This is a genomic window from Pseudomonas sp. PvP028 (assembly GCF_017832255.1).
GTDB lineage: Bacteria > Pseudomonadota > Gammaproteobacteria > Pseudomonadales > Pseudomonadaceae > Aquipseudomonas > Aquipseudomonas syringae.
Genome location: NZ_JAFIBL010000001.1, coordinates 5,108,207 through 5,130,370, shown reverse-complemented (window position 1 = coordinate 5,130,370; position 22,164 = coordinate 5,108,207). Strand labels below are relative to the sequence as shown.

Below are 22,164 nucleotides of genomic sequence, written 5' to 3'. Positions count from 1 at the left end.
CCCCAGTGCAACAGTTGCTTGACTCCGTTAAATCGCTGTCCGCCCGTGAACGCAAGGCGCTGGCGGTCCTGCTCAAGCGTCAAGGGGTGAATCTCTACGGGGTCACGCCGATTGCCGTGAGGGAGACGCAGGCACCGTCCGCGCTCTCCTACGCGCAGCAGCGGCAATGGATCATCTGGCAACTGGAGCCGCACAGCGCGGCCTACAACATTCCGCTGGCGCTGCGCCTGCACGGTGCGCTGAATGTCGAGGCATTGCGACGCAGCGTGGAGCAACTGATCGAACGTCACGAAACCCTGCGCACGACCTTCGAACAGCAGGGCGATGAAGCGCTGCAGGTGGTGCATCCGGCGTCGCCGTTTGCGCTCGGTGTCGAGCAGCTGGCGGCTGGCGAGTCCGTTGAAGCGTGGGTGGATCAGCACGTGCAGCAGCCTTTCGATCTGCTGCAAGGGCCACTGCTGCGGGTCAACGTGCTCAAGCTGAGCGGGCAGGAGCATGTACTGGTGTTGACCCAGCACCACATCGTCTCCGATGGCTGGTCGATGCCGATCATGGTCGAGGAGTTGATGCAGTTCTATCAGGCCGCCAGCCTCGGTCGCGAGATCACACTGGCACCGTTGCCGACCCAGTATGCCGACTACGCCCTTTGGCAGCGCAACTGGCTAGAAATGGGTGAACAGGAACGCCAGCTGGCGTACTGGAAGCAGCAACTGGGCGAGCAACAGCCGATTCTGGAACTGCCCACTGATCGGCCGCGTCCTGCGCTGCGCAGTTACCAAGGTGCGCGACTTGACGTCGAGCTGGACGCCGCACTGCTCGACGGCCTCAAGGTGCTGGCGCGTCAACAGGGCATCACGCTGTTCATGCTGTTGCTGGCCTCGTTGCAGACCCTGCTGCACCGCTACAGCGGTCAGGCCGATATACGCGTCGGCGTGCCGGTCGCCAACCGTACCCGCAGCGAAACCCAGGGGCTGATCGGCTTCTTCGTCAATACTCAGGTGCTCAAGGCCGAATTCACCACGCAGACCACCGTGGCCGAGCTGTTGCAGCAGGTCAAACACACTGCCGTGCAGGCGCAGGCCCATCAGGACCTGCCGTTCGAACAACTGGTCGAAGCCTTGCAGCCGCAGCGCGACCTGAGCCGCAGCCCGCTGTTTCAAGTGGCCTACAACCACCAGAGCGAAGGCCACAACCAGAGCCGTGAGCTGGCAGGGCTGCGTCTGGAATATCAGGTGTTCGACAAGCACACCGCGCAGTTCGACCTGACCCTCGACACCTGCGAACGCCCGGACGGCCTGACAGCCGCACTGACCTACGCCACCGACCTGTTCGACGCATCGATCATCGAGCGCATGGCCAGCCATTGGCGCAACCTGCTCTACGGCATGTGCCGCGACGTCAATCAGCGTATCGCTGACCTGCCATTGCTGAGTGCCGAGGAACGCCAGAATACTCTGCGTGACTGGAACCGCGATCTTGCGGTTTACCCAAGCGCTTATTGTGCCCATCAACGCATCGAAACCCAGGCCGAGCGCACGCCGCTGGCCATCGCTCTGAGCTTTGGTGTCGAGCAACTGAGCTATCAACAGCTCAACCGCCGCGCCAATCAGCTTGCCCATAAACTGCGCGAACAGGGGATTGGCCCGGAGGTGCGCGTCGGGCTGGCTGCCGAGCGCGGTCTGGAGATGATTGTCGGCCTGCTGGCCATCCTCAAGGCCGGGGGTGCTTACGTGCCGCTGGACCCGGATTACCCGCAGGATCGCCTGAGCTTTCTGATGCACGACAGCGGTATCCAGCTGCTGCTGACCCAGACGTCGCTGCTCGACAAACTGCCAATCCCTGCACAGGTGCAGACGCTCGATCTGGCTGACGCTCTGGACGGTTACAGCACGGAAAACCCGCTCAATCAGACCACACCGGACAACCTGGCCTACGTGATCTACACCTCGGGCTCGACCGGCAAACCCAAAGGCACCTTGCTTGCCCATCACAACCTGATGCGCCTGTTCGCCGCGACGGATGAGTGGTTCACATTCAGCGAAAAGGATGTGTGGACGCTGTTCCATTCCTTCGCCTTCGACTTTTCGGTGTGGGAGATTTTCGGCGCGCTGCTGCATGGCGGCCGACTGGTCATCGTGCCCCGTGAAGTGACCCGTTCGCCGGAAGAGTTTCATGCGCTGCTGGTCGAGCAGCAGGTTACGGTGCTCAACCAGACGCCGTCGGCGTTCAAGCAACTGATGCGCGTGGCCTGTGATTCATCGTTACCGCTGTCGCTGCAGACAGTCATCTTCGGCGGCGAAGCACTGGACGTCGCCAGCCTGAAGCCGTGGTTCGAGCGCTTCGGCGATCAGACACCGCAACTGATCAACATGTACGGCATCACCGAAACCACCGTGCATGTGAGCTATCGACCGATCAAGCTGGCTGACACGCAGAACCCCGCCAGTCCGATTGGCGAGGCGATTCCCGACCTGTCGTGGTACGTGCTGGACGCCGATTTCAATCCGGTCGCCCAAGGTTGCAGCGGCGAGCTGCACATCGGCCATGCCGGTCTGGCGCGGGGCTACCATAACCGCGCCGCGCTGACGGCCGAACGCTTTGTGCCCGATCCGTTTTCCAGCGATGGCGGCCGCCTGTACCGCACCGGCGACCTGGCGCGTTATCGCGCTGCCGGAATCATCGAATACGCCGGGCGTATCGACCACCAAGTGAAGATTCGTGGCTTCCGTATCGAACTGGGTGAAATCGAAGCGCGGCTGCAAGCGCACCCGGCGGTGCGTGAAGTGCACGTGCTGGCGCTGGACGGGCAGTTGGCGGCGTACCTGGTGCCTGCTGAGCCTGATCAGGACCAGCCAACCCTGCGTGAAATGCTTAAAAACCAACTCAGGGCGCACCTGCCGGATTACATGGTGCCCACCCATTTCATCGTCCTCGACAGCATGCCGCTGACTGCCAACGGCAAGCTGGATCGCAAGGCGCTGCCTGCGCCGGATGCCAGTCAGTTGCAGGCCACCTACAGCGCTCCGCAAGGCAAGCTGGAGCAGCAACTGGCGGCGATCTGGGCCGATGTGTTGAAACTCGAGCGGGTCGGGCGCAGCGATAACTTTTTCGAGCTGGGCGGGCATTCGCTGCTGGCCACTCAGGTGATTTCGCGCATTCGTCAGCAGCTGGATGTCGAGCTGTCGTTACGCTACCTGTTCGAAGCGCGTGATCTGGCGGCCTTCGCGCTGGCAGCGGGCGCAGGGCAGGGCAACGACGCGCCGCGCTTCATCAAGGCCGACCGCACGCAGCCGTTGGGGCTGTCCTACGCGCAGCATCGTCAGTGGTTCCTCTGGCAGCTTGACCCGGAGAACACCGCGTACATTATTCCCGCAGCCCTGCGCCTGCGCGGTTCGCTGGACATCGCTGCGCTGGAGCACAGTTTCAGCGCGCTGATCGCCCGCCACGAGACCCTGCGCACGACCTTCCGCCAGCAGGGCGAGCATGCCGTACAGGTCATTCATGCGCCACGCGCCTTGACCCTGTCTGTCGAGTCGCTGCCCAGCGGCCAGAGCCTTGAAGCTTGCGTGCAGCAGGAAATGCAGCGCCCGTTCGATCTGGAGCAGGGGCCGCTGTTGCGGGTCCGCTTGCTGAACCTGAACACCGATGAGCATGTGCTGATTCTGACCCAGCATCACATCGTCTCCGATGGCTGGTCGATGCCGATCATGGTCGATGAACTGGTGCGCCTTTACGAGGGCTACAGTCAGGGCCGTGAGGTGAGCTTGACCGCGCTGGAGCTGCAATACGCCGACTACGCACTGTGGCAGCGGACCTGGATGGAGGCTGGCGAGCAGGCCCGGCAGCTGGATTACTGGAAGCAGCAATTGGGCGATCAGCAACCGATTCTGGAGCTGCCCGCCGATTATCCGCGGCCAGTGGTGCAAAGCCATGCCGGTGCGCGGCTGGCAGTCGAGCTTGAGCCTGCGCTGATCGATGGTTTGAAGCAGGTCTCGCGGCAACAGGGCGTGACTCTGTTCATGCTGTTGCTGGCGTCATTCCAGAGCATGCTGCACCGTCACAGCGGTCAGTCGGACATTCGTGTCGGCGTGCCGATTGCCAACCGCAACCGCGCTGAAACCGAAGGCCTGATCGGCTTCTTCGTCAACACACAGGTGCTGCGCGCCGAGTTTGACGTGCACACGACGTTCAACGAGTTGCTGCAGCAGGTCAAACACACCGCCCTGCAAGCCCAGGCGCATCAGGAGCTGCCATTCGAGCAACTGGTCGAAGCCCTGCAGCCACACCGCAGCCTCAGCCACAGCCCGCTGTTTCAGGTGATGTTCAATCACCAGAGCCAGGCCAGCGCCGACGTCCGCGCGTTGCCCGGTCTGCAGGTCGAAGCGTTGCTGCCGGACAGTTACCCGGCGCAGTTCGACCTGACCCTGAACACTGCTGAACATGACGGTGGCCTGAGCGCTGGCCTGACCTACGCGACAGCGTTGTTCGACCCGCGCACCATTGAGCGCATGGCCGGGCACTGGCTGGCCTTGTTGCAGGCCATCTGCGCCAATGCCGCACAGCGCATCGCCGAAGTGCCGATGCTCGACAGGGCTGAACGGCAGCAGATTCTCCACGACTGGAACGCCACAGCCGCAGACTTCCCCAGCGAAGACTGCCTGCACAGCCTGATCGAAGCTCAGGTACGCGCGACGCCGGACGCTCCGGCGCTGATTTTCGCCGCCGAGCAGATGAGCTACGCGCAACTCAACGCCCGCGCCAATCAGCTTGCGCATCGCCTGCGTGAGTCGGGCGTCGGCCCGGACGTATTGGTGGGTATCTGCGTCGAGCGCAGTCTGCAACTGGTCATCGGTCTGCTGGCGATCATTAAGGCGGGCGGCGCTTATGTACCGCTGGACCCGGATTATCCCGAGGATCGTCTGGCCTACATGATGCAGGACAGCGGTATCGGTCTGCTGCTGACTCAGACGGCGCTATTGGAACGTTTGCCGGTTTCGCATCAGGTGCAGAGCCTGTGTCTGGATCAGGACGGCGACTGGCTGGAGGATTACAGCACCGCCAACCCGGTCAACCTGAGCCATCCATTGAATCTGGCTTATGTGATTTACACCTCGGGTTCGACCGGTAAACCCAAGGGCGCGGGCAACAGCCATCGTGCGCTGGTCAACCGTCTGCACTGGATGCAGAAGGCCTACGCGCTGGATGGCAGCGATACGGTTCTGCAAAAGACGCCGTTCAGTTTCGACGTGTCGGTCTGGGAGTTCTTCTGGCCGCTGATGACCGGCGCACGTCTGGCCGTGGCGCTACCGGGCGATCACCGCGACCCCGAGCGGCTGGTGCAGACCATCCGTGAGCATCAGGTCACGACCCTGCATTTCGTGCCGTCGATGCTGCAGGCGTTCCTGACCCATCCTCAGGTGGAAAGCTGCAATACGCTGCGCCGAGTGGTGTGCAGCGGCGAAGCACTGCCTGCCGAACTGGCCGCTCAGGTGCTCAAGCGGCTGCCGCAGGCCGGTTTGTACAACCTGTACGGGCCGACCGAAGCGGCCATCGACGTGACCCATTGGACGTGCACCACAGACGACGTTCTCAGCGTGCCGATCGGCCGGCCGATCGATAACCTGAAAACCCACATCCTCGACGACGGCCTGTTGCCTGCCGCCCAAGGCGTGGTGGCGGAGTTGTACCTGGGCGGCGTCGGTCTGGCGCGGGGTTATCACAACCGAGCAGCCTTGACGGCTGAGCGCTTCGTGCCGGATCCGTTCGACGAGCAGGGCGGCGGCAGGCTGTACCGCACTGGCGATCTGGCGCGCTACCGCGACGCGGGCGTCATCGACTATGCCGGGCGTATCGACCATCAGGTGAAGATTCGCGGCTTGCGCATCGAACTGGGCGAAATCGAAGCCTGCCTGCTGGAGCACGACAGTGTTAATGAGGCGGTGGTGATCGACGTTGACGGCCCGTCCGGCAAACAGCTGGCGGCGTATCTGGTGGTCGAGCACCACGACGATCAGCTGCGTGATGCGCTCAAGGCCTTCCTCAAGGAGTCGCTGCCGGATTACATGGTGCCCACGCACTTCATCATCCTCGACAGGATGCCGCTGAGCGCCAACGGCAAGCTCGATCGCAAGGCACTGCCGAAACCGGACGCCAGCCAGTTGCAGCGCCAGTACGTCGCGCCGTCCACAGAGCAGGAACAGCAGATGGCGGTGATCTGGGCTGATGTGCTGAAAGTCGAGCGTGTCGGCCTGAGCGACGATTTCTTCGAGCTCGGTGGCCACTCGCTGCTGGCGACGCAGCTGATTTCCAGAATTCACACCGGCCTGGGAATCGACATTCCGCTGCGCCTGATCTTCGAGAAACCGCAATTGAACGAATTTATTCAGGCCTTCGCCGGCAGTGGCCTGTCGCTGACCGAGGACGGCTTGTCCGATATTGAAAAAATGATGAATGAAATGGCGGGTATCTGACATGGACAAGTCTGCAGCAGAGCGTATCGCCCAGCGTTTCGTCGGCTTGCCCGTCGAACAGCGCCGGCAGATCCTCGCCAAGATGCACGAGACCGGGCAGAGCTTCAAACTGCTGCCCATCGCCGTGACCCGACACGCCGCAGCGCGTATTCCGCTGTCCTACGCGCAGCAGCGCATGCTGTTCCTCTGGCAGATGGAGCCGGGCAACGCGGCCTACAACGTGCCCATGGCGGTGCGTCTGAATGGCGCATTGAACCGGCAGGCCCTGAGCGCGGCGCTGGACCTGCTGGTGCAGCGTCATGAAACCCTGCGTACCCGCTTCGTTTCAGAGGACGGCGCGTTCTATCAGGAGATTCTCGAGCAGGCCACGGTCGCCCTCGAGTTCGCGTCAGTGGCGCCCGCAGACATCGAGCAGCAGGTGCGCGCCGAGTTGCAAAAGCCTTTCGATCTGTTGAGCGGTACGCTGCTGCGGGTCAAGCTGTTTCAGTTGAGTGAAAGCGAACACGTACTGACCGTGTGCATGCATCACGTGGTGTCCGATGGCTGGTCCGGCGAAGTGCTGATTCGCGAGTTCGTGCAGTTGTATCAGGCGCAGGTATCGGGGCAGCCAGTGCCGTTGCCCGCCCTGGCGATTCAGTACGCCGACTACGCGATCTGGCAACGCGCCTGGCTGGAGGCCGGGGAGGGCGAGCGGCAGCTGCACTACTGGAAACAGCAACTGGGCAGCGAACAACCGTTGCTGAGCCTGCCACTGGATCATCCGCGTCCGCTGCAACCCAGCCATCGCGGTGCGAGTGTGCGCGTCGACCTGTCGCAGCAACTCTCCGCGCAACTGAAAAGCCTGGCGCGCAACAACGGCCAGACCCTGTTCATGGTGACACTGGCGGCGCTGTCGGTGGTGCTGTCGCGCTTCAGCGGACAGTCCGACCTCCGCATCGGTGCACCCAATGCCGGGCGCACACGCAGCGAGCTGGAAGGGCTGATCGGCTTTTTCATCAACACTCAGGTGCTGCGTGTGCAGGTGGACGAGCGGCAGAGCTTTGCCGAGCTGCTGGATCAGGTCAAGCAGGTGGTCACGGGCGCGCAGTCGCATCAGGAACTGCCGTTCGAGCATCTGGTGGATGCCTTGGCGCCGGAGCGCAATCCGGGTCACAACCCGCTGTTCCAGTTCAAGATCAATCAGCACGTGCTGGCGGCCGATGGCAACGGGCAGCGCGTGTCGGGCCTGACGGTCGATGAGTTCCCGATGGGCAGCAGCGATGCGCGTTTCGACCTGGCCTTCGACTTCACCGACACGCCCGACGGGATACGCGGTTATTTCACCTACGCCACCGATCTGTTCGAAGCACAGACCATCGAGCGTATCGCCGACGCGCTGCGCAGGGTGCTGCACGCACTGGTTTCGGACACCGACCGGCGTCTGGCCGATCTTCCACACGCGGTATCGTCGCTGGTCGCCGAGCAAACCCAGGACTTTGCCTGCACCGATTTTCTCAGCCTCTGGCAACAGGGCCTGCGTGCCGGGCGTGGCAAGACTGCGTTGCGTGTGGGCCAGCAGGTGTTGAGCTTTGACGAACTTGAGACACGCAGTAACCAATTCGCCCGCTACCTGCACGCCCAGGACATCAAGCCGGGCATGACCGTCGCGCTGTGCCTGGACCGCTCCGTGGAATGGGTGATCAGCCTGCTGGCGCTGCTGAAGCTGGGCGCGGTGTACCTGCCGCTGGACAGCGCGCAACCCGCCGAGCGCCTGCAGCAACTGGTCCGTGACAGCGGCACGGTGCTGCTGGTGCATGCGCCCGAAGACGACAAGGCCGCGCGGTTGGGCGTGTGCCCGGTGCTGGCGTTCGATGCTGCGCTTTGGGCCGCTGTCGACAACCAGTCGCTGGACGTTCGGGTGCTGCCCGGGCAAGCGGCGTACATCATCTACACCTCCGGCTCCACCGGGCAGCCCAAGGGCGTGGTGATCAGCCACGGCGCGCTGGCCAACTATGTGCAGGGCGTGCTTGAGCGCCTGGCGCTGAACGACGGGGCGAGCATGGCGATGGTGTCGACGGTCGCTGCCGACCTGGGGCACACGCTGTTGTTCGGTGCGCTGGCGTCCGGCCGGACGCTGCACCTGCTGTCTCACGAACAGGCGTTCGACCCGGACGGTTTTGCGCGTTACATGGCCGAGCATCAGGTTGACGTGCTGAAAATCGTGCCCAGCCATTTGCAGGGCCTGCTGCAGGCCGCCAACCCGGCGGACGTGCTGCCTGGGCAAGTGCTGATTCTGGGCGGCGAGGCCAGCGCCTGGGCGTTGATCGAGCAGGTGCGTGCGCTCAAACCGGGCTGCCGGGTCATCAACCACTACGGTCCGACCGAGACCACGGTCGGCATCCTGACTCACGAAGTGGCGGGGCCTATAGACGCCTGCCGCAGTGTGCCGGTCGGTCAGCCGCTGGCCAACGGCAAGGCGCGGGTGCTGGACGCTTACCTGAACCCGGTGGCCGAACGGGTGGCCGGTGAACTGTATCTGGGCGGTCGCGGGCTGGCGCAGGGTTATCTGGGCCGTGCGGCAATGACCGCCGAACGCTTTGTGCCGGACCCGGACGCCAACGGTCAGCGCCTGTACCGTGCAGGCGACCGTGCGCGGTGGGTGGATGGCGTGCTGGAATACCTGGGCCGTGCTGACGATCAGGTGAAAATCCGCGGTTATCGTGTCGAGCCGGGCGAGGTCGGCCAGCTTCTGCAAACCCTGGACAACGTCGCCGAGGCCGTGGTGCTGGCCCAGCCGCTGGACAGTGACGAGACGCGCTTGCAACTGGTGGCCTATTGCGTCGCGGCGGCCGGCACGAGCCTCAATGTCGACCAGTTGCGCGAGCAATTGGTGGCTCGCCTTCCGGAGTATCTGGTGCCCGCGCAGATCATGCTCCTGGAGCGTCTGCCGGTGACCGCCAATGGCAAGCTCGACAAGCGCGCCTTGCCAAGGCCTGGCGTAGTCAAACAGCGTTACACCGCACCAGTCGGCGAGATCGAGGAAAAGCTCGCCGCCGTGTGGGCGGATGTCCTCAAGCTGGAGCAGGTCGGCAGCACCGACAACTTCTTCGAACTGGGCGGCGATTCGATCCTCAGTCTGCAGATCATCGCCCGCGCCAAGCGTCAGGGCATCAAGCTCAGCCCCAAACAATTGTTCGAAAAGCAGACCATCGGCCAACTGGCCTCGGTGGCGAAACTGATTCAGAAAAAGCCCGCCGCCGTGGCAGAACACATCAGCGGTTCGTTGCCGTTGCTGCCGATTCAGGCGCGTTTCTTCGAGCTGGACATCCCCGAGCGTCAGCACTGGAATCAGGCGCTGATGCTCAAGCCGTTGCAAACGCTGGAGGCTGCTCATCTTCAGTCTGCATTGACTGCGCTGATCGAGCAGCACGACGCACTGCGTCTGGGTTTCACCCAGCAGGACGGCCAATGGCAGGCCACCTTCGGCGCGCTGAACACTCGCGAGCTGCTCTGGACTCATGAGCTGGACAGCATCGAGCGCTTGCCTGAGCTGGCCGATGAAGCGCAACGCAGCCTGGACCTGAAAAACGGCACGTTGCTGCGTGGCGTGCTGATCAACCTGCCACAAGGCGAACAGCGTCTGTTGCTGGTGATTCATCATCTGCTGGTGGACGGCGTGTCCTGGCGGGTGTTGCTGGAAGACCTGCAACAGGCGTACGTAGCTCTGGCATCAGGCCAGCCAGCGCTGTTGCCGGCGAAAACCAGCTCGCTGAAAAGCTGGGCTGAGCACTTGCAGGCCTACGCGCAAAGCCCGGCGCTGGAGCAGGAGTTGGGCTACTGGCAGGCGCAATTGCAGGACGTCAGCGATGCCTTGCCGTGTGATCATCCGCATGGCGGCCAGCAACAGAAGCACGCGCTGTCGGTGGTCACGCAACTCAATGGCGAGCTGACCCGACAACTGCTGCAGGACGCCCCGGCGGCGTACCGCACGCAGATCAATGACCTGCTGCTGACCGCGCTGGCGCGGGTGGTCAGCCGCTGGACCGCGCAACCGCATGCGTTGATTCGTCTCGAAGGCCACGGCCGCGAAGACCTGTTCGACGCACTGGACCTGAGCCGCACGGTGGGTTGGTTCAGCAATGTGTACCCGGTCAGGCTCACCCCGCAGGCCTCGCTGGCCGATTCGATCATGACCATCAAGGAGCAACTGCGCGCAGTACCCGACAAGGGCATCGGTTACGGCGCGTTGCGCTACCTGGGCCGCGAATCGGCGCGGCAGACCCTAAAAGCCCTGCCGCTAGGCAGCATCGTATTCAATTACCTGGGGCAGTTCGACGGCACCTTCGACGCACCAGAGGCACTGTTCACCCCTTCGGCCGACAGCAGCGGTGCCTCACAGAGTGCCGATGCGCCGCTGGCTGCGCCGATCAGCATCAACGGTCAGGTCTATGCCGGTGAGCTGCGCCTGAGCTGGACCTTCAGTGGCGCGGTGTTCGAGCGCGAGACCGTGCAGCGCCTGGCCGATGAGTACGCCGCCGAATTGCAACAATTGATTGCCCATTGCACCACCGAAGGCGTGGCTGGGGCGACTCCCTCGGACTTTCCGCTGGCGCGCCTCAGTCAGTCGCAGCTGAGCCGTTTGCCGATATCTGCCGGGCAGATCGAAGACCTCTACCCGTTGGCACCGATGCAGCAGGGCATGCTGTTCCACACCCTGTTCGAGCAGGAGGCGGGCAATTACATCAACCAGATGCGCATCGAGGTCAGCGGCCTGGACGTGCCGCGTTTCCGCGCCGCCTGGCAGGCCACGCTGGATGCCCATGAGGTGCTGCGCAGTGCCTTCATCAGCCATCTGCAACCAGCGCTGCAAGTGGTCTTGCGTGATGTGCGCATGCCTTTTGTCGAGCTGGATGCCCGGGGGCAGTCGTCCGGCTGGATCGACCAATGGGCCGATGCCGACCGCCAGCAAGGTTTCGATCTGGCCCAGGGGCCTTTGCTGCGCCTGGCCGTATTGCGCACCGGCGAGCAGAGCCATCAACTGATCTACACCAGCCATCACATCCTCATGGATGGCTGGAGCAGCTCACGTCTGCTGGGTGAAGTGCTGCAGCGTTATAGCGGCCAGACACTGCCGAGGCAGGTCAGCCGCTATCGCGACTACATCGAATGGTTGCAGCGCCAGGATGCTGGTCTCAGCGAGCGTTTCTGGACCGATCAGTTGGCCAGACTCGATGAGCCCACGCGGCTGGTGCAGGCCTTCAAGACGCCTGAGAATGGGCAGGGGCACGGTGATTACTTGCACTCGATCGACGCCGAGAACACCCGTCAACTGAGCGAGTTTGCCCGCGAGCAGCGCGTGACCCTCAACACGCTGGTGCAATCGGCCTGGCTGCTGGTACTGCAACGCTACACGGGGCAGTCCAGCGTCACCTTCGGCGCAACCGTGGCCGGGCGTCCGGCGGATCTGCCGGGTGTCGAGGAGCAACTCGGGCTGTTCATCAATACCCTGCCGGTGATCGCCAGCCCGCGTGCCGAGCAGCGCGTGGCGGATTGGGTGCAACAGGTGCAGGCGCAGAACATCGCCTTGCGAGAGCACGAACACACACCGCTGTACGAGATTCAGCGTTGGGCACGCAGCGCTGGCGAGGCGCTGTTCGACACCATTCTGGTGTTCGAAAACTACCCGGTGTCCGAAGCCCTGCAACAAGCTGCGCCGCCGGGGCTGGTGTTCGGTGGTCTGTACACGCAGGAGCAGACGCATTACCCACTGACGCTGGTGGTCAATCTCGGTGAAACCCTGTCGTTGCGCTTCAGTTACGCCCGTCAGGCGTTCAGCGAGCAACACATGGCGCAGTTGTCGGCGCATTTTCAGCAGGTCCTGCAGGCGCTGGCGCATGACTCACAGGCGGCGCTTGGCGAACTGGCGCTGTTGAACGACGACGAGCAGCAGCATGTTCTGCGCGAGTGGAACGCCACAGCCGTAGACTTCCCCAGCGAGCAGTGCCTGCACAATCTGATCGAAGCCCAGGTGCGTGTCACGCCGGACGCTCCGGCGCTGATTTTCGCCGCCGAACAATTGAGCTACGCACACCTCAACGCCCGCGCCAATCAGCTTGCGCATCGCCTGCGTGAGTCGGGCGTCGGCCCGGACGTGCTGGTGGGGATTTGCGTCGAGCGCAGCCTGGAACTGGTCATCGGTCTGCTGGCGATCATTAAAGCAGGTGGCGCTTATGTACCGCTGGACCCGGATTATCCCGAAGATCGGCTGGCTTACATGATGCAGGACAGCGGGATTGGCTTGCTGCTGACCCAGACTTCGTTGCAGGAACGCCTACCGGTTCCTGCGCAGGTACACAGTCTGTGTCTGGATCAGGACGGCGACTGGCTGGAGGGTTACAGCACCGCCAACCCGGTCAACCTCAGCCATCCATTGAATCTGGCTTACGTGATTTACACCTCGGGTTCGACCGGCAAACCCAAGGGCGCGGGCAATAGCCATCGTGCTTTGGTCAACCGCTTACACTGGATGCAGAAGGCTTACGCGCTGGATGGCAGCGATACGGTTCTGCAGAAGACTCCGTTCAGTTTCGACGTGTCGGTCTGGGAATTCTTCTGGCCGCTGATGACCGGCGCACGTCTGGCCATGGCGCTGCCGGGCGATCATCGCGACCCCGAGCGGCTGGTGCAGACCATTCGCGAGCATCAGGTCACGACGCTGCACTTCGTGCCGTCGATGCTGCAGGCGTTCATGGCTCATCCTCAGGTGGAAAGCTGCAACACGCTGCGCCGAGTGGTATGCAGCGGCGAAGCACTGCCTGCCGAGCTGGCCGCTCAGGTGCTCAAGCGTTTGCCGCAGGCCGGCCTGTACAACCTGTATGGCCCCACCGAAGCGGCCATCGACGTGACCCATTGGACGTGCACCACCGACGACGTGCTCAGCGTGCCGATCGGACGGCCGATCGACAACCTGAAAACCCACATCCTCGACGACGGCCTGCTGCCTGCTGCACAGGGCGTGGCGGCGGAGTTGTACCTGGGCGGCGTCGGTCTGGCGCGGGGTTATCACAACCGTGCAGCGCTGACGGCTGAGCGCTTCGTGCCGGATCCGTTCGACGAACAGGGCGGCGGCAGGCTGTACCGTACCGGCGATCTGGCGCGCTACCGCGACGCGGGCGTCATCGACTATGCCGGGCGTATCGACCATCAGGTGAAGATTCGCGGCTTGCGCATCGAGCTGGGCGAAATCGAAGCGCGTCTGCATGAGCATGCCGCTGTGCGCGAAGTCACGGTGATCGACATCGACGGGCCGTCCGGCAAGCAACTGGTGGCTTATCTGGTGCCGACCGCTACCGCTGAGGCGCCGGACGTTCTGCGCGAGCGTCTGCAGGCCCACCTCAAGGCTCAGGTGCCGGATTACATGGTGCCGGGCTACTTTGTCGTTATCGATTCGATGCCGCTGACCGCCAATGGCAAGCTGGATCGCAGAGCGCTGCCGAAACCGGACGTGGCCCGTTCACAGCAGGGTTATGTGGCGCCGCGCAGCGCATTCGAGCAACGCCTTGCTGCGTTGTGGGAGCAGGTGTTGCACGTCGAACGGGTCGGGCTCAACGACAACTTCTTCGCCCTGGGCGGGCACTCGCTGCTGGCGGTTTCACTGGCGGGCAGGATTCGCGAGACGTTCGATATCTCCATCAAGCTGCATGACTTGCTGTTGCTGCAGACCCTGGGCGAGCTGGCCGATTTCATGCGTGCCGATGAAGCCAGGGTCAAGTCGGCGGTCATCGCCATGAACGCCAATGGCTCGGCGCATGCGCCACTGTTCTGCCTGCCGCCGGGCGGTGGTGGCACCTATTCGTATTACCCGCTGGCGGGCAAGTTGAGCGACAGCCGACGGGTTTACGGGTTGGTCAACAAGGCCTACGTGGTGCCGGGCTGGTTCGATACGTCGTGGCAGGACATGGTCGATTACTACGTCGAACAGATCCGCATGACCCAGCCGCACGGGCCGTACAACCTGCTGGGCTGGTCGATGGGCGGCGCGCTGGCCGTCGAGGTCGCGCATGTGCTGGAGCGTGCTGGCGAGGTGGTGAGCTTTCTCGGGCTGGTCGACACCCAGCTACCGGCATCGGTCGGCATGCAATGGGTCAAAGAGGACCCGCACGTCACCACGCAGCAGCAGGGCGAAAACTACTACCGCAGCCTGATCAAGAGCCTGCAGGCCTTTGTGCCGGGCTTGCAGGAGCAAACCATTGTCGACCTGATCGAAACGGCCCGGCAGTCGGTGACCGGGGAGAGTGAAGTGATTGATCAGGTGATCGAGCAGATCGCATTGCAACACGCAATGAACGTCGACAGCCTGCGCAGCATGTTCCAGGACATCGCGGTGCAGGACGAAATCGAAACCGGTTACAAATTGCTGGAAGCCAACGCGAAACTCAGCCAGGCGTTTACCTTGAGGACCCTCAATGTACAGGTCGATTGCTGGTGGGCAGGGCAAAGCCGCAAACCGGGACAGATTGCCAAGGCTGAAGCGGTGCTGCTGGAACAGTGCTCGGTCAACGGACTGCGCAGCTCGACGACGATCGATCAACGACACGACAACCTGGTGATCGCGGAAGCGTTTCTGCAGGGGCTTGCCGAGCGCTTGGTGTGACGCAGAGCGTCACGAACGGCATTCCCACGCGCATGGGAACGATAGTCAAACGTCCGACTTTTTGGGGTCAGTTCACTCCAGCGTGGGCATGCCTTTCTGGACGCTCTTGAGTGCGCGGCGCGAGCGTCGCTTAAAAATCACCGCGCAGGGTCAGCACGTAGTTGCGCGGGTCGCCGTAATAGTTACCGCGGTCGATGTCACCGGTGGCCTTGTAGTATTTGCGATCCAGCAGGTTGTTGCCGTTGAGGGCCACCGACCAGTGTTCGTCGATTTTCCACGCGATCCGGGCATCCCAGATGGCCCGGCCAGCGTTATCGATGGGTTGGGTCGACTCGTGTTCCGAGTAGCCGCTCTGCGCCGAAACCCCGCCGCCGACCGTCAACCGACGCCAGGCGCCGGGCAGGGTGTAGCGGCTGGTCAGGCGCAGCATATGCCGGGGTGTTTCTGCTGAAATCGATTGCCCGTCGCTGCCGCGGGTGATGTTGAACGTGTAGCCGGCCAGGGTCTGCAATCCCGGTAACGGCTCGCCGCTGATTTCCATATCGATGCCCTTGCTGCGCCGAATATCACCGTTCAGGTAGCAGGTCCCATAGGCATCATTGCTCAGGCACTGACCCGCATTGGCATCATCTTCGACGGCCACGTCCTTCTGCTTCACATAGAACAGCGCCAGTGACACGTTCAGGCGTTTGTCGAACAGCTCGCCCTTGATTCCGGTTTCATGGCTGGCACCGATGGCCGGATCAAGCAGCGTACCTGAGGCGGTTCGATAGGCGCTTTGCGGCAGAAAAATATCCGTGTAACTGGCGTACCACGACCAGTCCCGGTTGAGGTCGTAGATGACCCCCGCAAACGGCGTGACCTGGTTGTCCTCCTGCGCGCGACGGTTTACGCCTGCGGACGTGGTCTGATAGTCATAGCTGCTGACCCGGCCACCCATCACCAGGCTCAAGGATTCTGTCAGGCTCAGGCGCAGGTTGCTGTAGACGCCATAGCGCTTGTCGCTGTAGTCCGTGCTGCTCCAGGCCGGGCGCGCAGGCTCGGCAATCGCGTCGTGGTCGGGGCTGAAGATAGCCAGTGGCTGATTGGCATTGACCGTGGCATAGCGCGACTCGCGTTTCTGCACGGACCCGTTGCCGCCGACGGTCAACTGGTGAGTCAGGCCAAAGGCGTCGAACCGGCCGTCCAGGTGCGCGTCGATGCCATTGCTATGGATATCGTCCGAGCGGAACAGGGTTCGGACCAGCCGGGAGCCGTTCTGCGTCGCCGGATCAATAGCGCCCTGTGCGTAGGCGACCTTCTGATCGAAAGCGCCCTCGGAGTGGGTTGCCGACAGTGTGCCGCTCCAGTTCTCGTCAAGGCGGGTTTCCAGCTCGCTGAACACTTCGTCGGTGCGGGTCTGGTGGCGGTTCCAGTCCTGAGCCAGCGACGTGGAGCGCGGCAGGTCGATGGCCTTGCCGTTGCTGTAGCGGGGCAGACCGAAGATCGAAAAGCCTTGGGTGTCCGCGTTCTGATGGCGCACGCCCAGGGTCAGGGTGGTGTCTTTGCTCAGGTCGGTTTCCAGGATGCCGTAGAGCAACGGCGCGGTTTTCTGCAGACCATCGGTGAAATAGCCGCGGTCTTCATAGGACGTTACAAAACGCCCGCGGATGCTGCCGGAATCGTTGAGTTTGCTGCTGCCATCCAGGTCGACCCGGTAGTTGTCCCAACTGCCTGCGCGGGTGGTAATCGACAGCTGCGGCAGTGCGGTCGGGCGCTTGCGGACCAGATTGACCGCGCCACCGGGGTTGCCTGCGCCGATCAGCAAGCCGGCTGCGCCGCGCAGCACTTCAACGCGGTCGTAGATTTCCATGTCCGGGGTCATCCAGCCGGTCACGCTGTAACCCTGACCGGCCACGCCATCGATGATGTAGCTCTCGTCCTCCAGCGCGAAGCCCCTCGAACTGAAGACATGAGAGCCGAAGTTACGTTGGGAAAAGGTGATGCCGGGCGTTTGGGCCATCACTTCATCAAGGCCGGTGAGGTTTTTGTCGTCCATCACCTGGCGGGTCATGACGGTGATCGACTGCGGCGTTTCGCGCAGCGACTGAGCGGTCTTGTTGATGCTCACGCCAGTGGCCGCATACGAGCCGCTGCCCTCGGAGGTGATGCCGAACGAGTCGCCCTTGATCGCCACCGGCCCGAGATTCATGGTTTGTGCGGAGGCAGCAGCGCCAAGGGTCAGGGTGTTGTCTTCAAGACTGTGCGCTACGTTGGCTTTTTTCAGCAGGTCGGCAACTGCCTGTTCGGGCGTCAGCCTGCCATGCACCGGGCTGCTGAGCTTGCCGTTCAGGTCGTCGGGGTTATAGAGGATTTGCAGATCGCACTGGCGGCCTAATTCCTTTAGCGCACTGCTCAGGGTCTGGGCCGGGATATCGAACTCGAATTCTTCCGCCAGCGCCTGTCCCTGGACACTCAACACCAGCAACAACCCCACACCGCCCAGACGCAGGCCGAGCGTTTTCACGCGGCCTGTGCGCAGACGGCTGGAGGATGTTTGCATGGGAGGGATGGCTCGTTGAGATCAATGGCGAAGGATAATGCATTTGCGGTGGAGTTGGTGGTATGCAGATGTTTGCTGAGTGTCCCGGCCCCCAGCGTTCCGCTCGCTCAAACGCTCATGGGCCAGTATGTTGTCCAAAAATGCATCGTCTGAACTACAGTCTTCGCGAACAAGTTCGCTCCCACGGCCTTCGGCCAGAATCAAAAGCGGGCTTGTGTATAACGCTGAATGCAGAGCGTAGGCGCTAGAATCACGCCTATCGTTTACTTAGATCAGAAATCCCCCCGCAAGGTCAGGACGTAGCTGCGCGGTTCGCCGTAGACGTTGGAGCGGTCGGTGGCGATCGAGGTGGTGTAGTACTTGCGGTCGAACAGGTTTTCGGCGTTTAGCGACACCTTCCAGTTTTCGTCCAGTTTCCATGACGCCCTGGCATCCCAGATGGCCCGACCGGCCACGCCGAGTGCTTTGTCGTAGGGCACTTCGTAACCCGAATCCGCCGACACTCCAGCGCCCAGGGTCAGGCGGTTCCAGGCACCCGGCAGGTTGTAGCTGGTGTTGAGGCGCAGCATGTGTTTCGGCGTTTCGTAAGCCACATCCGAATCACCGTTGTTGCGCAGCATGTTGTAGGTGTAACCGCCGAACACTTGCAGCCCCGGCAGCACTTCACCGCTGGCCTCGACGTCGACACCCTTGCTGCGGCTGATGCCGTCCTGCAGGTAGCAGGAGCCGTCGGAGCTGGTAGGGCACAGTTCAGTGGTGTTCACATCAACGGCAGCCACATCTTTCTGTTTGATATAGAACAGCGCCATCGACAGGTTCATGCGCTTGTCGAACAGCTCGCCCTTGAAGCCGGTTTCGTAGTTGGAGCCGATGGCCGGGTCCAGTGGCGAGCCGCCAGCGGTGACGTAGTTGGCCTGTGGCGTGAAGATGTCGGCATAGCTGGCGTACCACGACCAGCTGTCGTTGATGTCATAGATCAGGCCGGCGAACGGGGTGAATTCCTGAGTCTGCTTGGATTCGTAACTGTTTGCCGCACCGGTTTTGACGTCGTACTTGTAGTCGTACCAGCTGAGGCGCGTGCCCAGCACCACGCTCAACGGTTCGCTCAGGTGAATGCGCGTGTTGGCGTACAGACCCGCGCGTTCTTCGGTGGTGTCGATGTCATTTTGCCAAGCGGGACGGGCCGGTTTGGCAAACGCATTCTCGTTGACGTCGAAAACGTTGACTGCGGTGCGTCTGGTCACGGTCGCCTGATGTGTGTTGGCGTCCTGCTTCGACCAATCGGCCCCCAGGGTCACTTGATGTTCAAGGCCGAACGCGTTGAAGTTGCCTTCCAGCTGGCTGTTCAGACCGACGCTGTCGACCTCGTCCTTGCGAAACAGCGTGCCCTGAAAGTTGGAGCCCGCCAGCGTCACGGGATTCACTGCGCCCCGTGCGTAGGCAATGTTCTGATCGAAGCCACCTTGGGAATAGGTCAGCGACGTCCGGCTGGTCCAGTCTTCATTGAAGCGATGCGCGACTTCGGTGAACACCTCGGTCATGTCGCTTTCATGGCGGTTCCACTTCTGCGCCAGGTTGGTCGAGCGCGACAGGCCCAGCGACTGGCCGTTGCTGTAGCGCGGCAGGCCATAGATCGAGTAGCCGTTGATGACCTGTTCCTGACGACGCAGGCTCATGGTCAGGGTGGTGTCATCGCTCAGGTCGGCTTCGACGATGCCGTACAGCAGCGGCGTGCGGCTGTCGCGACCGTCCAGGTAGGAGCCGCTGTCATCGTAGGCCGCGACCATGCGCCCGCGCAGGGTGCCTGAATCGTTGAGCTTGCCGCTGCCATCCAGGTCGACCCGGTACTGGTCCCATGAGCCGGCGCGGGTGGTGATCGAAAATTTGTTCTCGGCGGTCGGGCGTTTGCGCACCAGATTGACCGCACCGCCGGGCTGACCGGCACCGACCAGCAGCCCTGACGCGCCGCGCAGCACTTCCACGCGGTCGTAGATCGCCATGTCGGGCTGCATCCAGCCGGTGATCTGATAGCCCTGACCGCCAATGCCGTCGACCAGGAAGCTTTCCGCCAGCAGCGAGAAGCCGCGTGAGGTGTACACGTGACCGCCGAAGTTGCGGTACTGGAAGGTGATACCCGGAGTGTCTTCCAGCACGTCGCTGAGGCTGGTGAGGTTGTTGTCATCCATGACTTGCCGAGTCACCACGCTCACCGATTGCGGTGTTTCGCGCAGCGATTGCGGTGCGCCCTTGCCGATACTCACTGCACCGGTGGTGTAGGAACCGGTGCCGTCGGTGCTGGTGCCCAGGTAATGCGAGTCGATTGCGGTCGGGGCCAGATTGAGCGTGCCCGTGGTGTTCGAATCGTCTGCGACAGTTTCCTGCGCCTGGCCGGCCACCGGCATGCACAGCGCAAGACCCATGGCCGCCATGGATGGCCGGGAGCGGAACATCTGACTGAGCATCAACGCTTTGCTGAGCGGGGTGAGTCGTGACGGGTTGTGCATGAATTGGCTCTTTCCAGTAAGTATCGGCAAGGAGATCGGGAGCGTCGTTCAGGTCTGCGCAGTCGGGTCCAGCCGTCGACCGGGCAGGCGTGAGCTACTTTTTTATGGGGCGTTGCGCGAGAGATGGCTGGGCGCGCAATTCGCTGTTAATGAGAACGAAAGCGAATAACGTTTATTTAATGTTTTTTTCACAATCCACAAAAAAACATGGCGTTTGGCTAGTAATTGAGCGTGGCGCGGAGTGCACAGGCAAAAAAAACCCGCTCACGGACGTACCGGGCGGGGCGTTTCAGGCGCGAGTGAATCACGCCGTAATGGTTTTATCGCGGGGTTCGCTGTGAACCTGTTCGACCTGAATCTGCCCGGTCTGCATCCGCACCAGCTGGTCGGCGATGTAGAAATAGCGGTCGTCATGGGAGATCACGATGATGGTCTTGCCTTGTTGCTTCAGTTCCGGCAGCAGCTCGGTGTAGAACACGCGACGGAACGCCGGGTCCTGATCGGCGGCCCACTCGTCGAACACCAGCACCTGACGCTCGTCCAGCCACGCATTGATCAGCGCCAGACGCTTGCGCTGACCGGTCGACAGATCGGTGGTGGTGAAGGCCCCGTTCTCGATCCTGACCTTGTGCGCGATGTCCAGGCGCTCCAGGTATTTGCCCGCGTCTTGCGGCAGCGCGGCCTGGCCCTGCAACGGCTCGTCGAACAGGTAGTAGTCGGCGAAAATCGTGGTGAACAGCTGGCGGTAGTCATCCAGCTTTTCCGCAGTGACGGCCTGGCCATTGAGGCGGATCTCGCCCTGTTGCGGCGTGTACAGGCCCAGCAGCAGCTTGATCAGCGTGGTCTTGCCACAGCCGTTCTCGCCGACGATGAACACGATGTCGCCCTGTTTGATGCTCAAGTCGACCGGGCCAAGGTGGAAGGCATCGCTGCCCTCGACCGGCGGGTAGTCATAGCGCAGGTTGTGCAGCTCCAGCGTGTGCATGCTGGCCAGCGACGTCGGTCGGTCACTGACCAGCAGGTGCGGTTCGGGGCTGGAGAATTTCCACGACAGCTCGGCGATGCGACGCATGGCGATCTGCGCACGGCTGATGCCGGGCAGGGCAGTAATCAGGCGTTCCAGCGGGCCTTTCATGTACAGCATCACCAGCACGAAGCCGCCCAGTACGGTCTTTTCGGTCGTCGGCCAGAGCGCCTGAAAGGCAATAGCCATGCCGATCACCGCAAAGAACAGCATCGAGCCGAAGGTTTCCGCGCTGACGAAGATGTTGGCAGCGCGAATGTTCGAGCGGCAGATGTGTTCAGTGGCACCGTGAATCTTTTCGTCGAGCATGTGCTGACGACGTTTGCGCTGAATGCGCAGCTCCTTGGCGCCTGCGGACAGCGCCTGATAGTGCTTCTGCAATTCGTCTTCGCTGTTGCGCGCGGCCAGAATGCTGCGCATGCCGAACGCATGCGCCAGGTATTGTGCGCCGGTGCCGAGCACTACGGTGAGTACCGTCAGTGCCAGAATCTGCCAGGACAGCACGGCCAGATAGGCCAGGCAGCCTAGGGTGACGGTAAACGAAATCACCATCGGCGCGACCGACAGGGCAAAGGTGCTGATGGTGTTAACGTCGTTGAGCAGCACCGGGATCAGGCGGTGCGCGCGATAGCGTTCCAGCTGCTCGATGGGCGCGACCAGCACCTTGGCCGCCAGCTCGCGGCGCAGGTTGGCGACGACTCGCTGGCCGACGTAATTGGTCGACAGGTTGGACAGGGTCGAACACGCCAGGGTCAGCACACACAGGCCGGCAAACAGCAGCGCGGTCTGCGTGTCCGGCCCGCCGGGCATGTTCATCGCGTTGTTGATGGTGGCCAGCAGGCCGGTGACGCTCAGGCCGCTGACAATCCCCAGCAAGGTCGACAGCGCCACCAGCCACCAGAACGGCTTGAGGATTCTCAGGGTTTCCCGGGCGAGGCTTTCAGTTGTGCGGGTCATGGTGTGTCTCGTCAGTGTCCGTGAGTGCGGCGTGG

At 62.4% G+C, this 22,164-nt stretch carries 5 protein-coding genes; 2 read left to right on the top strand and 3 right to left on the bottom strand.

All coding sequences use genetic code 11. The annotated features are described in order from the left end of the window. Positions 1 to 5 precede the first annotated feature (5 nt). Together JOE34_RS21895 and JOE34_RS21890 are read left to right on the top strand one after the other, a co-directional pair. A complete protein-coding gene (locus JOE34_RS21895; protein WP_209996664.1) occupies positions 6 to 6,470 on the top strand; it encodes a non-ribosomal peptide synthetase in 6,465 nt (2,154 codons plus the stop codon). 1 nt (position 6,471) lies between these two features. Next, positions 6,472 to 15,102: a non-ribosomal peptide synthetase gene (locus JOE34_RS21890; RefSeq protein ID WP_209996663.1), complete on the top strand. Its 8,631-nt coding sequence runs from the start codon at positions 6,472 to 6,474 to the stop codon at positions 15,100 to 15,102. Between the two features lie 130 nt (positions 15,103 to 15,232). Here the strand turns inward: JOE34_RS21890 and JOE34_RS21885 are convergent, their stop codons facing one another. The 3 genes from JOE34_RS21885 to JOE34_RS21875 form a co-directional block, all read right to left on the bottom strand. Beyond that, positions 15,233 to 17,644, bottom strand: coding sequence for a TonB-dependent siderophore receptor (locus JOE34_RS21885; protein ID WP_209996661.1), 2,412 nt, complete (start codon positions 17,642 to 17,644; stop codon positions 15,233 to 15,235). 272 nt (positions 17,645 to 17,916) lie between these two features. Continuing rightward, positions 17,917 to 20,148 carry a TonB-dependent siderophore receptor gene (locus tag JOE34_RS21880; RefSeq protein WP_032660558.1) on the bottom strand — a complete coding sequence of 744 codons (2,232 nt, stop codon included), beginning with the start codon at positions 20,146 to 20,148 and terminating at the stop codon, positions 17,917 to 17,919. Positions 20,149 to 20,452: 304 nt separating this feature from the next. After that, positions 20,453 to 22,129, bottom strand: coding sequence for a cyclic peptide export ABC transporter (locus tag JOE34_RS21875; protein WP_024664124.1), 1,677 nt, complete (start codon positions 22,127 to 22,129; stop codon positions 20,453 to 20,455). Positions 22,130 to 22,164 lie beyond the last annotated feature (35 nt).

Excerpts from the sequence above, each read along its gene's own strand:
- JOE34_RS21885 (WP_209996661.1), bottom strand. The coding sequence starts at position 17,644 with ATGCAAACATCCTCCAGCCGTCTGCGCACAGGCCGCGTGAAAACGCTC.
- JOE34_RS21880 (WP_032660558.1), bottom strand. The coding sequence starts at position 20,148 with ATGCACAACCCGTCACGACTCACCCCGCTCAGCAAAGCGTTGATGCTC.
- JOE34_RS21875 (WP_024664124.1), bottom strand. The coding sequence starts at position 22,129 with ATGACCCGCACAACTGAAAGCCTCGCCCGGGAAACCCTGAGAATCCTC.
- JOE34_RS21890 (WP_209996663.1), top strand. The coding sequence starts at position 6,472 with ATGGACAAGTCTGCAGCAGAGCGTATCGCCCAGCGTTTCGTCGGCTTG.